The organism is Formosa sp. F44 (assembly GCF_056238645.1).
This window is the reverse complement of record NZ_JBWDLJ010000001.1, coordinates 443,947-457,942: the sequence shown is the minus strand read 5'-3', so window position 1 is coordinate 457,942 and position 13,996 is coordinate 443,947. Positions and strand designations below refer to the sequence as shown.

The 13,996-nt window shown below is 37.0% G+C and carries 14 protein-coding genes; 3 read left to right on the top strand and 11 right to left on the bottom strand.

Annotation, left to right across the window (positions count from 1 at the left end; translation table 11 throughout):
- Positions 1–92: 92 nt before the first annotated feature.
- Complete coding sequence (locus AC0UBM_RS01775) at positions 93–353, top strand: YodC family protein (protein WP_475687407.1); 261 nt, start codon at positions 93–95, stop codon at positions 351–353.
- Positions 354–364: 11 nt separating this feature from the next.
- Complete coding sequence (locus AC0UBM_RS01770) at positions 365–838, top strand: hypothetical protein (RefSeq protein ID WP_475687406.1); 474 nt, start codon at positions 365–367, stop codon at positions 836–838.
- A gap of 486 nt (positions 839–1,324) precedes the next feature.
- Here the strand turns inward: AC0UBM_RS01770 and AC0UBM_RS01765 are convergent, their stop codons facing one another.
- The 9 genes from AC0UBM_RS01765 to AC0UBM_RS01725 form a co-directional block, all read right to left on the bottom strand.
- The gene (locus tag AC0UBM_RS01765) at positions 1,325–1,975 is read right to left on the bottom strand and encodes a hypothetical protein (RefSeq protein ID WP_414034858.1); all 651 of its coding nucleotides are present in this window, start codon (positions 1,973–1,975) and stop codon (positions 1,325–1,327) included.
- Positions 1,976–2,263: 288 nt separating this feature from the next.
- A complete protein-coding gene (locus AC0UBM_RS01760; protein WP_475687405.1) occupies positions 2,264–3,484 on the bottom strand; it encodes an NADH:flavin oxidoreductase/NADH oxidase family protein in 1,221 nt (406 codons plus the stop codon).
- Positions 3,485–3,638: 154 nt separating this feature from the next.
- Positions 3,639–4,538 carry a 3-keto-disaccharide hydrolase gene (locus AC0UBM_RS01755; RefSeq protein WP_475687404.1) on the bottom strand — a complete coding sequence of 300 codons (900 nt, stop codon included), beginning with the start codon at positions 4,536–4,538 and terminating at the stop codon, positions 3,639–3,641.
- A gap of 27 nt (positions 4,539–4,565) precedes the next feature.
- Positions 4,566–6,161: an apiosidase-like domain-containing protein gene (locus AC0UBM_RS01750; RefSeq protein WP_475687403.1), complete on the bottom strand. Its 1,596-nt coding sequence runs from the start codon at positions 6,159–6,161 to the stop codon at positions 4,566–4,568.
- Positions 6,162–6,465: 304 nt separating this feature from the next.
- Complete coding sequence (gene cuyB / locus AC0UBM_RS01745; protein WP_475687402.1) at positions 6,466–7,890, bottom strand: cysteate racemase; 1,425 nt, start codon at positions 7,888–7,890, stop codon at positions 6,466–6,468.
- Positions 7,891–7,950: 60 nt separating this feature from the next.
- Positions 7,951–8,274, bottom strand: coding sequence for a DMT family transporter (locus AC0UBM_RS01740; protein WP_475687401.1), 324 nt, complete (start codon positions 8,272–8,274; stop codon positions 7,951–7,953).
- A gap of 70 nt (positions 8,275–8,344) precedes the next feature.
- Complete coding sequence (locus AC0UBM_RS01735) at positions 8,345–8,908, bottom strand: Crp/Fnr family transcriptional regulator (RefSeq protein ID WP_475687400.1); 564 nt, start codon at positions 8,906–8,908, stop codon at positions 8,345–8,347.
- 297 nt (positions 8,909–9,205) lie between these two features.
- Positions 9,206–10,348 (bottom strand): L-dopachrome tautomerase-related protein, encoded by a 1,143-nt coding sequence (locus AC0UBM_RS01730; RefSeq protein WP_475687399.1) that lies wholly within the window; start codon positions 10,346–10,348, stop codon positions 9,206–9,208.
- Positions 10,349–10,428: 80 nt separating this feature from the next.
- A complete protein-coding gene (locus tag AC0UBM_RS01725; RefSeq protein ID WP_475687398.1) occupies positions 10,429–11,103 on the bottom strand; it encodes an NAD(P)H-dependent oxidoreductase in 675 nt (224 codons plus the stop codon).
- Positions 11,104–11,219: 116 nt separating this feature from the next.
- Between AC0UBM_RS01725 and AC0UBM_RS01720 the strand changes: the two genes are divergently transcribed.
- Positions 11,220–11,552, top strand: a complete 333-nt coding sequence (locus tag AC0UBM_RS01720; protein WP_475687895.1) for a winged helix-turn-helix transcriptional regulator — start codon at positions 11,220–11,222, stop codon at positions 11,550–11,552.
- 349 nt (positions 11,553–11,901) lie between these two features.
- Here AC0UBM_RS01720 and AC0UBM_RS01715 read toward each other — a convergent pair whose 3' ends face one another.
- Positions 11,902–13,404, bottom strand: coding sequence for a sulfatase family protein (locus AC0UBM_RS01715; protein ID WP_475687397.1), 1,503 nt, complete (start codon positions 13,402–13,404; stop codon positions 11,902–11,904).
- 191 nt (positions 13,405–13,595) lie between these two features.
- On the bottom strand, positions 13,596–13,994 hold the full coding sequence (locus tag AC0UBM_RS01710) for an ACT domain-containing protein (protein WP_414034867.1): 399 nt from the start codon (positions 13,992–13,994) through the stop codon (positions 13,596–13,598).
- Between the last annotated feature and the right edge of the window lie 2 nt (positions 13,995–13,996).

The window sequence follows — 13,996 nt, the reverse complement described above, 5'->3', positions numbered from 1 at the left end:
TTTATTATGTAAAGTGTAACGTATAGTTGGAGGCCGTGTATGCGGTCTCCGCTATATAATAACAGTTGTTAACCCTTTAAATTTTGAATGTTATGCCAAGAAAATTTAAATCTGGGGATTGGGTTAAAGTTAAAGGATCACGGACCACCCAAAAAATGCAAGTTTTAAAATATGTCCCTAAAAAAGACGGCTTCCTGGGCAGTATAGATTACGATAATTACGTGGAATGCGTCTGGTATAAACATGGGGAACGTAAAGTAGAGGTTTTTCACCAAAACAAACTGATTAAAACCATGGAAACGGGTGGTCTATATAACACCTTTTCTAAACCGCGAAAACGAAGTGTAATCTAAAACATACAGATATGAAAGCATATGTTTTATTAGCCATGATGGGCTTACTTAGCGTGAGTTGCAACGGACAAGAACCTGAAACCCAAAAACGCGACAACACGGTTATGGAACAACCTAAAGGCTCTTGGAACGTGAACAAAGAATTCGACGCCGACGGAAATTTAATTAGTTACGACAGTATTTACTCTTGGTCGTCGCACGATACATTAGATAAGCTTTCGGAGGTAGATCGGGATAGTTTGCTCCATCAGTTTAAATCTAGATTCTTTACAAACTTTTCGGACTTTGAAAACGAAGGGTTTGAGGATGTGTTTACCAAAGATTCGATTTTTAGTAAGCATTACTTTAATGACGATTTTTTTGGTAGTGATTTTGGAAACGACTTTATGGACATCGACAAGATTAGACAACATATGTTGGCGAGACAAAGGGCGTTTTTAGAGAAATATAATAATGCGATTATTAAACCAGAGGACGAAGACTAAAAGTTTTCGTCTTTTTTGTTTTAGGCGTTTGGTTTGTTGTTTGTTGGTGGTTGTTGGCTTTTGGTTAGTAATAGGATGAGATTCTGAAATGAATTCAGAATGACGGACACTAATACTTCGCAAACAGCCTAAAATTTCACAGTGACTTCACTTCAGATTTTACTATAAACTTTCGATAGGCCGGGAAAGGGCGTTTTTAGAGAACAACAATAATATTATTATTAAACCTGAATGGAATGTTTAGGGTATCGTCAACCTGAACTGGATTCAGGTTCTCACAAGAGTTGGATTTTAGCGTAATGATATTCTAAAATAAGTAATGTTCATTTTTTCCATTGATGAAAAAACGAATCCACCCTTCTACTCCGCTCAGGACAAGAATAATCTAGGCTGACGAAACCTTATCCTTCGATAGGCTGAGTAATTCGGGATTATCGTGTTTCTATACTTGTTAAACTAAAGTTTTATTTTAAAGACCACCCTTTATTAACCACAGTATTTCTCCCTCAAATCTTTAGCTTCTTCGTATGTTTTATAGCCGTGTAATAACAGGCCTTCTGTACAATTAATTCGTTTACTAACTATTTGACTGATGACATAAGACTTATATTTTTCAGAGTTTCTAAATCTATCTGGAATAAGTTTAATGGCTTTTTTGGAATCTAGATTTTCTAATTTTCCATTAGTTATAATGGAGTATAAAACGTCTTCCAACTTGTTCTTGTGCCCCTCGTCTTCTAACTTAAAGTAGAATTTTATAGCGTCGTATTTCGTTTTAATCTGTATTTCGTTATTAACGCCGAGACTTTTATGTTCTGTTGGAGTTCTATATGATAAATTAATTCTCTGATTATAGTATGCATTTATCACGATGTTGAGTTCTTCAATATCTGATAAGAGAATTTCTTTTTTATAATTCAAGGTGATCGATTCGTCACCGATGTTCAAATATTCTTTATTCGAAACATCAATATTTTCGTAATCAAAAAACTGAAATACATAAGAGAACCCAATAGGTATAAATCCCACAATAAAAAACAAAAAAATCAATGTCCATAACTGATTTGTTGGAGCTATATTATTATCGATTAAGAATATTAAGAATCCTACGCCAGTAATAATCAAACCAATCGTCATAGATTTGTTCGTTATTGAGGATCTTTTTTTTATACTTTTATGGCTTGTGGCTGAAAATTCCAATTTTATTAATGAGGCTAACTCCTGACTTCATCTAAATACGTGTTAATTAGAAATAGATAAGGAGATATTGTTATTTAATATTCTAAAGATATTCATTTCTAAAACAATAAAAACACACTTGTCTTTAAAACATAAAAAAAACATACAACATCAATACCTTGACGTTGTATGCTTAAATCTAAAGCTTTTGAAGACTGACAGCTATACTTCCCTTCTATCTGTAATCTATTTTGTTTTGCTTTTTAGTTTTTGCTCTATAATTAACCACGCATAATTAAGAAATACCGACCACGCACTTAAATTCGGGTTAGGTTGTTTCCCTTGTCCGAGGCGCTTTATTTGTGTTTCGTACCAGATAATATTCATAGACCCATCGATGCCTTTTACACCGGTCTTTTTAATGTCTGTGTTGAAATTAGGTCGACTGTTGTTAATGATTTCATTTCCCATGTTTGGGAATACAGCAAACGGACGTGCCACACCAATAATATCTAATTGATTAGACGCCACAGCATCTTGCATTACCGACGTTGTACGGAATCCTCCTGTAAGCATTAAAGGCGTGGTGGTAACCTGTCTTACTTTTTCAATATAATCCATAAAGTAAGCTTCGCGCTGTTTAGTGCTCTCTTTTTGTTTTCCCATCATGGCCGGAGCTTCGTAAGTTCCACCAGATATTTCAATTAGGTCCATGCCTGCTGTCGACAAGATTTTAACCACTTCCATAGATTCCTCTTCCGTAAAACCTCCTTTCTGAAAGTCCGCGGAATTTAATTTAATCCCAATAGGAAAATCCTTTCCAACACGTGCTCTTATGGCGTTATACACCTCAACAACAAATCGAGCTCTATTCTCCAAACTTCCGCCCCATTTATCGGTTCTTATATTGGCTTGAGGCGATAAAAACTGACTCACTAAATACCCATGTGCGCCATGAATCTGAACACCAGAGAATCCCGCGTCTTTTAAAATAGCAGATGTATTCGCAAAGCCTTCAATAATGTCTAGAATTTCTTTTTCGGTTAAGGCTTCAGGTATTTTTTTAGTGGCATCTTTTCGACCTCTCGTTTTTAAAGCGACTGCAGAAGGTGCTTTTAACACCCCATTAATTTGCTCCATAGCTTGACGCCCAGGATGATTTAACTGCGCCCATAATTGTGTTTTAGTCCCTTTTACACTTTCCGCCCACTGTTTAAGCAAATCCATGTTTTTACGATCTTGAACGACTACGTTTCGTGGTTCTCCAACCGCATTAGGATCAATCATGATGTTACCGCTAATTAGCAATCCAGCGCCACCTTGAGCCCATACTTTATAAGCATCTATAAGAACCGCAGTAGGCTCCTGATGTTTGTTCGATAAGTTTTCACTCATTGCAGATTTAGCAATCCTATTGCTTAGGACAGCCCCATTTGGCAAAATCATTTCTTGCTCTAATATATTCATGGACGTGATTGTTAATTGTAGTATTTACATTGAATATTCAAAGGTAAATCTAATTCAACCATAGCTTGCATCTCCTGCTCTTATTTATGAAAAGTATATGATTAGGTAAGTATTGTTACCTAAAGCTAAATAAAGAGTGATTTAAACGCTATAATTACAATTGCTTAGCAAATTCAGTGGGTAATGCAGTAACCGACCTGATTTTAATGTCTTTATAATAGATTTCTGCGCCTTCACTCTGCAATTGGATTTTTCCTTTGGTTAATGGTTTAGCAACATCGTTCTCATTGTAAGTCACCGACTTTTCCATGACCAATACCACTTTGCCGTTTACAATATGGTAGGCTTTATCGCCCAAGCACACTAAGTCAATCTGATTCCACCCTTCTAATTTTCCGTAGTTTTCACTTTTTCTACAACGGCCGTCCTCTCCTGTTTTAAACTGCTTATAATCGCTATCTGGATTGTAGATAAAAATATCCCAATCTGAATTTGGTTTTTCTTTCTTAATGGCTCTAATATCGGCTCCAGTACCCGCTATGGTATAATAATCGCCACAATCTTCTTCTTGAATCTGAAATTCTTGAGACTGCATCCAACAGTTCCAAAACGCGCCCTGTTCCCCGATGGCATGATACAACACACCACTATCCATAGGTTTGTCTAAACGCGGTTCGTATTTCTTTTCGCCCCACTTAAACATCAGACTTAAATGGTAGTTTTCGTATTCTTTTTTGGTGGTGACTGCCCCGTATATTTCTCCAGAAACTTTCAGCACCGGTTCTCCATCCATTTCAACTGTTGAAAACACGTTTAACGGATCGTTGTTTAATCCTAAGGGCGTGCCTTCGTCCATACCATTCCCTTTTTCGTACCCTTCAATAGCGACGGTGTGATGCGGGGCTCCAACAAACGCGTCCCACTTACTCAGTTCTAAATCTAAAAGGGGTTCCCATGTGTCGGCTTTGGGCGGATTGGAATTCCAAGAGGTCAGAGTTATACAAAGTAAAATTACGGCAGTAGCCAAAAGGGTTGGTTTTAAAATAGTTTTCATAGATAGTTGTTTGTAATGATGTTTGTATTATTGTTTTCGGTTGATGAGTTTCACAATGAAGACATTGTCTACGCCTTTAAATTTAGGGTTTACAACCAACCAACTTTTAAAGTCGACTTGATACGGCTCGGTATAAATTCCGGTAAGCGGATTAAACCATTGAATTTCTAATTTCTCGGCTTTTGGCAATCCTTTTACAGCAAGCGCACTGTTGGCTTTTGGCATGTAGTATACAAATTCGCCATCCTCAGTATTTGCTAAACAATAGCCACTAGAATTGTAGCGATTGGTAGGTTGAAGTTTTTCAAAGTTAACTTTGTCTAGAAACGCTTGAAAGTGTTTGTAATATTCAAATTTAGGTTGCACAGTAACCTCATCGGCAAACGGATCGTAAATAACCACATTCCACGCCATCCCTTGCCAATAGTAACTGGTATACGTGCCTGCAAAAGCACATTGATAATTGCGCTCGATAGCAGAAATGGGATCGCTATAATTACTGTCTAGAAAAATATCGTACTGACAGGCTTCATACGCTCCATTTTCAAGATTTATAATGGGTTTATTGGGGTATTCTGCTTTCAAACTCAGCATTTTACTATAAATATCGGAGTGCCAGAATTGCGCAGAAATGATATCGACCTTATCCGGATTCGCCTCGCAATACTCGAAATCGTGAACTGTAACCATGCGGTCGTAAGCGTCTAATGCTTTTAGTCGGTCTATACGCTCGGTAATATAATTGGGGTCATCGTAACCATAACGCAGGGCTTCTTTAGAGATGTCCCAAACCACATTACTTTTTGCCTGATAACGTTTTACTACATAGTCGAAATACATATTGTCGGCCTCCGAATTTGCTTCCGGCCAGTTCACCATTTTATTCCACACATAAATCATAATATGTGCAGAAATACCATGGTCTTCTAGTAAATCAATTACACGATCGTAATGCTTAAAGAACTCCACATTTAAAGCTGAATAATCTGGGTTTTCGTTATCGCCTAGAAAAGGAAAAATCTCTTTTTTAGACCCGAAGTCCCATTTAGGGTCGATGTTATCGCTCTGTGTCCAATCTAAATCGTAAGCGTAAACATTCATTATAATTTGATTGAATCCATTGGCAGAAATCGCTTCCACTAAGGTCTTTGTCTTGGTAAGATTGGGGTTGCCATAATCTAGAGCGAACAACCAATCGACCTCGTTCGCCACCAAATTATAAGGTGAACCGTCTTCGTATACAAGTTTCTGCGGATCTGTTTTACTCACGGTAATACCACCGTGAACGTCTGCTTGTGCAGGAGACACTTCGATTATATGTGTAACACCATTTAGCTTTTTGATTGACGACGTACTTACGGACGTCCACGTCCCCTCTTGATTCGGATTGAAACGTACCACCCATGTGTTATTATCGTTGTAAAAACCCGGCACGGTTAGTTGTGAGCCATCAGGTGCTTGAAATGTAGCAGATAAATCGACTTGAAAAGGTTTAGCAATATGGCCTTTTGCAATAAACGTAATATCGACGGTTTCCCATTTATGACCTTGGATTGTTTTTTGGGCATGAGATTGGCACGCTATGGTGAGCAATACGCATGCGAATAGTAAGAATTTCTTCATGTGGTATAGTTAGTTTTGCATGCATTAGGGTGCTATTTTTAGAATAGAACGCAGGTTCGTATTCAAGGTTTTTAGAAGCAAGTTATGCACCTCTAAATATATTGATTTTATAGACCTTAAAGAAATGAAAATCTTAAAAAAGCGTTTGCTTTTTTAAGTAAGTAGTGAAATGTAATATTAAGGTTTCGTCAATCTGAACGTGATACAGGGTCTTATAAAGGTTGGCTTTTTAGCGTAATGAGATTCTGAAATACATTCAAAACATAAAAATTACAAATACGAAAAACCATTAACAGAGCTGTTTTTATACACTAGCCTTAGCCAATTCCACCACTTTCTTGGCTAGAATTAAAGTCGGATCGAGTAACGCGATCTCACGGTTGTGTTGGGTTACTGTTTGGGTTTGTGGGAACATGAGAGGTAATTCGGTGCACCCTAGAATAATTACCTCAGCTTTGTTTTCGATAAGGTGAGACACGCCTTTAAGAATTTCTGTTTTACAATGGCCTTCGGTATAGCCCGCCTTTACGCCTAATACGCCATAAATACTGTCCATAACATAATCCTGATGTGTAGCATCTGGAACCACCACTTGAAGTCCGTAATGCGTTAAAACGTTATAATACACCTGACTCTGTATGGTGCCACTCGTCGCTAAGAGTCCGACATTTGTGCCCGCTCCAAAATGTTCTAAAATGTATTCGGCGGTGGTTGTAATCATATTAATAATAGGCACATTAAGGTGTTCTTGTATTTCTTTTACAAAAGCATGTGCGGTATTACACGGTATGGCTATAGCATGAGAACCTGCAACTTCTAACTTTTTACAGGTTGAGAATAACGCCAAAGTGGGATCGGTTTCATTCTGAATTAAATTGGCGGTTCTATCGGGAATTTGCGGATTTTGCTCCACAATCATTTTAATGTGGTCTTGGTCCTTTTTAGCCGGGGTACTTTGAATGATTTTATTCATAAAATCGACTGTTGCCGACGGACCAACACCGCCAACAATACCTAATTTAAACGGTTTGAGTTGTGGTACGTTATCTTTAGCTAATGCATAATCGGCATACACCGCATTTACATCTATAATAGAAACACCTCGCGCTCTAAGCGGATTGACTAATAACGAGATTTCGGTAATACAAGGTAAAATCACCTCGCAATCTTTGGCTTTGAGTTCCATACAGGCGTCGTACACATACTCTAATGGCAAACCATCTAAATAGCCGTTTTTTATACCCGATTCGCCATAAATGGCATCCATTAACTGACTCTGATTTTCGGGAAATACCAGTTCGTAGTCTTTAAAATAGGTTTTTAATAAAGGGGATTCTTTTACAAAACTAGACGTTAGTACCCCAATTTTAGTGCCTTTCTCATGTTTTAAACTCAGGTAATTGGAGATGGCATCAAAAATATTAACAATAGTAATAGACGTTTCCTTCTGCAATTCTTCGATAAATGAATGACTCGCAAAACACGGCATAAGGATTTTAGACACGGCTTTTTGTTCGAAATTCTGACATAAATTAAAGGTGTAAAACTTCCTAGACTTGATATCTTGCTCGGTAAACAAAGCAGAAGCGATCTGACTATACGGTTGCTGTTCGAACATAAAGTGATAGTGTTCCTGATTTTTTAATGCGGTTTTATTTTTCAACAGTTTAAAAAATAAATCTGCTCCAGACAATGCCCCTAAGCCACCAATTACTGCTATTTTTTCCATGCGATTTTAAATCATTTATGTCGTATTCACGGCGTTGTACTACCACTTCTTTACGAGTTATTACGATACGGCTTTTAAGCCCACAATCGAGCAGACTAAAGTAGTAATAAAAAATAGTCTTAAAAATGTTGCGGGTTCTTTAAATACAAAGATGCCAACTAAAACAGTGCCTACTGCTCCTATGCCTGTCCACACCGCATAAGCCGTTCCGATAGGTAAAACTTGAGTGGCTTTAATTAGAAGTCCCATACTAATGCCACAAGTGATAAGAAACGCCACATACCATAGATACATCTCGTTTCCAGTGGCCACTTTAGCTTTACCCAAACAGAATGCAAACACCACTTCGAATAATCCGGCAATGACTAATATAATCCAATTCATAACTTTATTTTTTTGGCAAAGTTGAGAAATGGAAACGAAGTAAAATTTAACAAATGATAAAAAACACAGCCTATTTGACGTTTGCACGTATACGACTTAAACTCACCTGTGTGATGCCTAAATAAGAGGCAATATGCCCCAATTGCACCCGCTGCATTAAATCGGGATGATGTTCTAAAAGTTCGAGATAGCGCTCTTTAGCCGAACGGAATTGTCTAAAAATTAGGCGTTCTTCAGTTTTTATGAGTTCCTGCTCTGCAAAACGTCTTCCCCAATTTGCGATTTGGATGTTTTTATCGAAAAGCGCTTGCAAGTCTTGGGTTTTCAGTTCGTACAATTCGCAATCTTCTAACAGCTCGATATCTTCGTAGCCTTTCTGCTTAGCGACATAACTTTTCATAGAAATGGCCGTATCGCCTTCTTTTCCGAACCAAAACGTAATCTCGTTATCGACTGCATTGGCATAAGCCCGCACTATGCCTTGTTTTATAAAATAGAGTTTAGGTTCCACTTTATCGGCATGTAATAATATATGACCTTTAGCATAATTAACTTCAGAAATACATGCCTTAAGTGTCGCTTTCGACGTTTCTGGAAGCGGATATATGGTGTCGAGAATTTGATCTATATTCATTAAAAAAAGTGTTGTTCAAGTAAAGGATTAGGATTTTAATCTACAGTACCAAGTCATAGGTGAATTATAAAATTCCGTTAGATGCCAAGATACGCATGACTCGAATTTAGGCATTAAAAGTTTTACGCTCTCATGAAACAAGAGGCGATGTAGTAAATAATATAAAAAAAGCTTACAATATCAATATTTTGATGCTGTAAGCTTTACCTGGTCGGATTCTATTCTATTGGTTCTCATAGCCTATTCATAGGTTAAAGTCCGAAATATACGTATAAATGTTGATGAAAAGATTAGACACTATCTAAACGCAACACCTTCTGCAATGGGCTTAAATCTGAAAATGTAAAATGGCTTTGTAGCTTTCCTTTCTCCGTCATTAAAAACCGCACCTCGATTAACTTGTGCCGCCGAAACATACATATAACCATCCAAATGATTATAACTTACACCATCCGGCCAAACCATATTTTCGTGCTTAACTAGCGTGGTTAATTTTCTGTTTTTAGCAAGCACCACAGAAACACTCTGTGTCTCTAAGGCGGTCAAGTATATATTGCCATCGACATCCATACTCATCCCTCCGTTATTGGCTTTTTCAGAATAGGTTTCAATCTTAGAATCTAATGCTGCTTCGGTTAAATCTGGATTCAATAAATCCAGTGTTTTAATACGATAAATTTTAGTCCCATTTAACGGACCGTAATAAATCCATTCAAAATCTTTATCGGAAGTGATCCCGTCATTTCCAACGAGCAAATCTTTTCCGTTTACGGCCAAATGTTTTCCGTTAATTACCGTGGGATGCTGTTCAGGCAATGTGGTACGATGCCCTTCGAGCACCCGCCTTGTTTCCCCGGTTTTCATATCTACCGTAATAAAAGCTCCCGTACTGCCATCTCCTCCATTTCCAATGCCTTCGTCTGCAATAATAAAAGCGCCATGTTTGGTATCGACTACCATGTCGTTGGGCTGAGACGTTTCTACCACAGATGCATCTAAATAATAAATATGTTCTAACTGATTTTTTACCGTATTCCAACCCCCAATTTTTGGCTTAATCGGGTTCCGTTGGGCCATATCAATCATCCAAACCACGCCGTTTGCATCATTTCTAACACCTAAAACATCACTTAAATAATGATCGTCTGTTGTTCTAGGTGTATTCCACGCTACGTTGGGAAAAGGTTGGGCTACTTTGGTTTCGGCATCCATAATCATAACCCTATTTTCTGGTAAAAAAAACGGATGATGACTATACACTAAATCGCCTGAATGTGTAAACGTAATGTTGCCAACAGCCTGATTTGTGGTTGCAAAAACTTCGATATTCTCGGTCTTGGCAAGCTCCGTATGCAATGAAACGTCTTCCTTTTCTTTCGGATTGTTTTTACAACTCATAAAAACAGATACAACCACCATGAGTACAACTGCTTGCTTCATATCGGTATATAGTGTTAAACCTTAAATTAAAAATCTACTTCTTTTCTATGTAAATACAACTTGAAAACTCAAGCATATTCCTATTTCCAAGTAACGATATCGTTAAAATCGCGTCTTGACTTTGGATGAGCAGGATCTTCTTTTCTATGTCCGAATGCCGTCATAAAAGACAATCCATATTTATCGGTGTCTATTCCAAATTTATCACTTAATACTGCTTCTGCTTTTTCCTGATGAAAACCTTCTATCGGACAACTATCTATACCGATTAATGCTGCTGCAGTCATCATGTTTCCTAGGGCGATGTACGTCTGTTTCGAAGACCAATCAAAAAGTTTTTTATCGGTGTCTAAAGCGAAATCACGCTCCTGAAATTCTCTGTAAAATTTAGAATACATTTCGATAGCTTCTGCAGGAAGTTGTTTTACATCTTTCATCATATGCATGATATAATCTGCATCGTGTTTTATCATAGGTGCTTTCATGCTCAGGCCTAAGATAAAATGACTTGCTGTATCTAATTTAGCCGGTGCACCCCAAGCCACAGGTTTTAGTAATTCGCGTAGTTCTTTGTCTTGAACCACTACAAAATGCCAAGGTTCAAATCCGAATGAACTCGGAGATAAATGCGCCGTTTCTAAGATGAAACGAATATCCTCCTCCGATAACTTTTTAGTGGCATCGAATTCTTTAGTGGCATGTCTAAATTGAAATGCATTAATGATGTCTGTTTTTGAAATGTTTGCTGTCTTCATATTTATGATTTTATAATACTATACTTTTTATAGTTGCAAATGTAAGTATAGTAAACTATCTTTGCAATAACGGTTAAAAAGGATAGTATACATTTATGAAAACAAAAGACACTACAATGATTAGTTTTAAAGGCAAAAAATATCCATGCTGTGCAAGTTTAACCATGGGACTGATTGGCGGAAAATGGAAAACGGTAATCTTATATCATTTAACACAAGACACTTTACGCTATAACGAATTAAGAAAATCGATGCCCACAGTTACCGAAAGAACGCTAAGCTTACAACTGAAAGCGCTAGAAGAAGACGGCCTAATTAAGCGAAAAGTATACACGTCTAAACCGCCTTTAAAGGTGGAGTATTCATTAACCGATTTTGGAAAAACATTGATTCCGTTAATTAAATCGATAGCGGAATGGGGCGATTTGGTGGTTGAGAAGTATGCTTGATTGAGTAAGATAAAAAAAGCTCAAAACATCAATAACTTGATATTTTTAGCTTGATATAATGGCTATTTCTATTTGTTGTGTTTTTACATGTATATAGTTAATCCAGGAAGAAAAAATTATTGCTTTTCATGTTCTCGACTCCGCTCGAACACCCTATAAAAACATAGGGTTTTACTATTTTACATTCAATCTAGAAGGTTCATTTACAAATTGAATAATCTTCCGACAATGCCAATAACACCTTCATCGCTTTGTCTGCATCTTTTTTATCTACGAAAATATGAGGTGATTATATGTAATCATAACATATTTCTAATATATGACTCGTAATCTAAATCACAATCTAGAACTACTCATGTTCAGGCTTTAAGTCAGTTTCTGTTTTCCAAAGAATGATATCGTCTATATCATTTTCAGAAAATGCTCCTGTAGTACTTCGTCCGGTTTTAATATCTAATTCTAATTGTTTCAGCAGTTTTTCTGCAATATCAGGACGTGTTTTATAAACATTACGTGTTTCGGCTGGATCTGTTTCTAGGTTGTATAATTGCGCAATAGGCATGGCAATAGATTCTTTTTCGTTTGGTGATGTCCAACCTCCAGACCCTCTTGCTAACAGCAATTTCCACTTTCCTAATCTGTATGCAAAATGTCCAGAAATGGAATGATGTATTACACCCGCTCTTGTACTTATTATATCTTCTCCATGTAATGCTGGTAAAAAACTTACACTGTCTTCGCCACTTTCATTTGGAAGTGCAACTTGCGTAATCTCTGAAAAAGTCGCAAATATATCTGTTAGACATATTAACTGATCACTTATTGATCCCGCTTTTACCTGACCTGGCCATTTTACAATAAAAGGCACACGATGGCCACCATCCCATAAATCGGATTTTGACCCGCGATATCCTGCACTAACATAATGACCTTGTGCTTCTAATTCGGGAATATTAGCGACCTTTGATGCGCCATTATCACTCGTGAATATTACTAATGTATTTTCTGATAATCCACTTTCATCAAGTGTTTTTGTTATTGCTCCTACTGTCGCATCTGTTTGCATTACAAAATCTGCATAATCGCCCAGCCCACTCTTACCTTGCCACGCTTTTGAAGGCACTATAGGTGCATGAGGAGAACCTAAAGGGACATATAAGAAAAAAGGTTTACCGTCTGTTTTTTGCGCTTTATGTTTAATATAATCTACAGACTGACGAGTTAGACGGGGAAGCATATTAATAACATCGTCATGAAGAATAACTTTATTGTTCTCTATAACGGCTTTCATATCTCTTGCATGATGAAACCCATGATAATAATCGAAACCTCTAGCAGTAGGTCCATCTGGAATTATAGATCCTATAGGTGGTAAATATGTTTTTGACTGCTTTACTAAAGGTGTTTTTGAAACGGAATCTAAGTACTGAAAATTAAGATGCCACTTTCCTATTAGAGCAGTATGATAACCTTGATCTCTTAGAAAATCTGCTATAGTATGGCGATTTTCTTTAATCAAATCTGGAGCATAACCTTGCACCACACCTTTCTGTAACGTTGTACGCCAACTATAACGCCCTGTCATAATACCATACCGTGTTGGAGTACACACCGACGATCCAGAATGTGCATCGGTAAACACCATACCTTGCTCGGTTAAAGTATCTATATGCGGTGTTTTAATTTTACTGGTTTCTGGTGCTAAACTTTGTACATCGCCATAACCCAAATCGTCACAAACAATGAATACAATATTGGGCCGATTTACACTTGTCTGAGCAATACCACCCCAAATTACAGTTACTAGCATTATAAAAATTAATGTAACATTACACACATTTGATTTTTTCATAACCAGTTATTACTTATATATTTAGATTTAAACTTACCATATTCATGCAATACATTTATAGTAACTGTTGTATGAATAATTTACAGCTCTAAATTTACAAATTCAAGGTTATAAATACTATCGTATACCTACTTTATTTAAAGTATTGAAAGGCTTAAAATTCTTTTTTTAATGTATTTAATTTCAGGTTCTTATTTATCTTCCGACAATGCCAACAACACCTTCATGGCTTTGTCTGCATCTTTTTTATCTACGAAAATATGATCGTGATAATAGCCCGCAATCACATTACAACTGATATTATGTGTTGCTAATGCGGTTGAAAATATAGCAGTCAATCCCACAGCATCTAGCGATGAATGAATGGTTAGTGTTATCCATGATGCAATATAATCATAATTCAAATTTAACTCGTCTGCCTTACTTTGTTCTATTACAATAGTGGTTCCCTCCTCTTCTAGAAATTCACAAATGGTATCGTTTCTACTAATATGATCTAAATCCTTAACCGTGCTAAATACGTATGCTCCAGGATGTAGTTTGGGTGTCATGCCTTTTAATAATTGAGCGATATCGGTTTCTCCAGCCATTT

What these genes read in the sequence shown, in the direction of transcription:
- AC0UBM_RS01775 (WP_475687407.1), top strand. Translation starts at nt 93, where the DNA reads ATGCCAAGAAAATTTAAATCTGGGGATTGGGTTAAAGTTAAAGGATCA.
- AC0UBM_RS01770 (WP_475687406.1), top strand. Translation starts at nt 365, where the DNA reads ATGAAAGCATATGTTTTATTAGCCATGATGGGCTTACTTAGCGTGAGT.
- AC0UBM_RS01765 (WP_414034858.1), bottom strand. Translation starts at nt 1,975, where the DNA reads ATGACGATTGGTTTGATTATTACTGGCGTAGGATTCTTAATATTCTTA.
- AC0UBM_RS01760 (WP_475687405.1), bottom strand. Translation starts at nt 3,484, where the DNA reads ATGAATATATTAGAGCAAGAAATGATTTTGCCAAATGGGGCTGTCCTA.
- AC0UBM_RS01755 (WP_475687404.1), bottom strand. Translation starts at nt 4,538, where the DNA reads ATGAAAACTATTTTAAAACCAACCCTTTTGGCTACTGCCGTAATTTTA.
- AC0UBM_RS01750 (WP_475687403.1), bottom strand. Translation starts at nt 6,161, where the DNA reads ATGAAGAAATTCTTACTATTCGCATGCGTATTGCTCACCATAGCGTGC.
- cuyB (WP_475687402.1), bottom strand. Translation starts at nt 7,890, where the DNA reads ATGGAAAAAATAGCAGTAATTGGTGGCTTAGGGGCATTGTCTGGAGCA.
- AC0UBM_RS01740 (WP_475687401.1), bottom strand. Translation starts at nt 8,274, where the DNA reads ATGAATTGGATTATATTAGTCATTGCCGGATTATTCGAAGTGGTGTTT.
- AC0UBM_RS01735 (WP_475687400.1), bottom strand. Translation starts at nt 8,908, where the DNA reads ATGAATATAGATCAAATTCTCGACACCATATATCCGCTTCCAGAAACG.
- AC0UBM_RS01730 (WP_475687399.1), bottom strand. Translation starts at nt 10,348, where the DNA reads ATGAAGCAAGCAGTTGTACTCATGGTGGTTGTATCTGTTTTTATGAGT.
- AC0UBM_RS01725 (WP_475687398.1), bottom strand. Translation starts at nt 11,103, where the DNA reads ATGAAGACAGCAAACATTTCAAAAACAGACATCATTAATGCATTTCAA.
- AC0UBM_RS01720 (WP_475687895.1), top strand. Translation starts at nt 11,220, where the DNA reads ATGATTAGTTTTAAAGGCAAAAAATATCCATGCTGTGCAAGTTTAACC.
- AC0UBM_RS01715 (WP_475687397.1), bottom strand. Translation starts at nt 13,404, where the DNA reads ATGAAAAAATCAAATGTGTGTAATGTTACATTAATTTTTATAATGCTA.
- AC0UBM_RS01710 (WP_414034867.1), bottom strand. Translation starts at nt 13,994, where the DNA reads ATGGCTGGAGAAACCGATATCGCTCAATTATTAAAAGGCATGACACCC.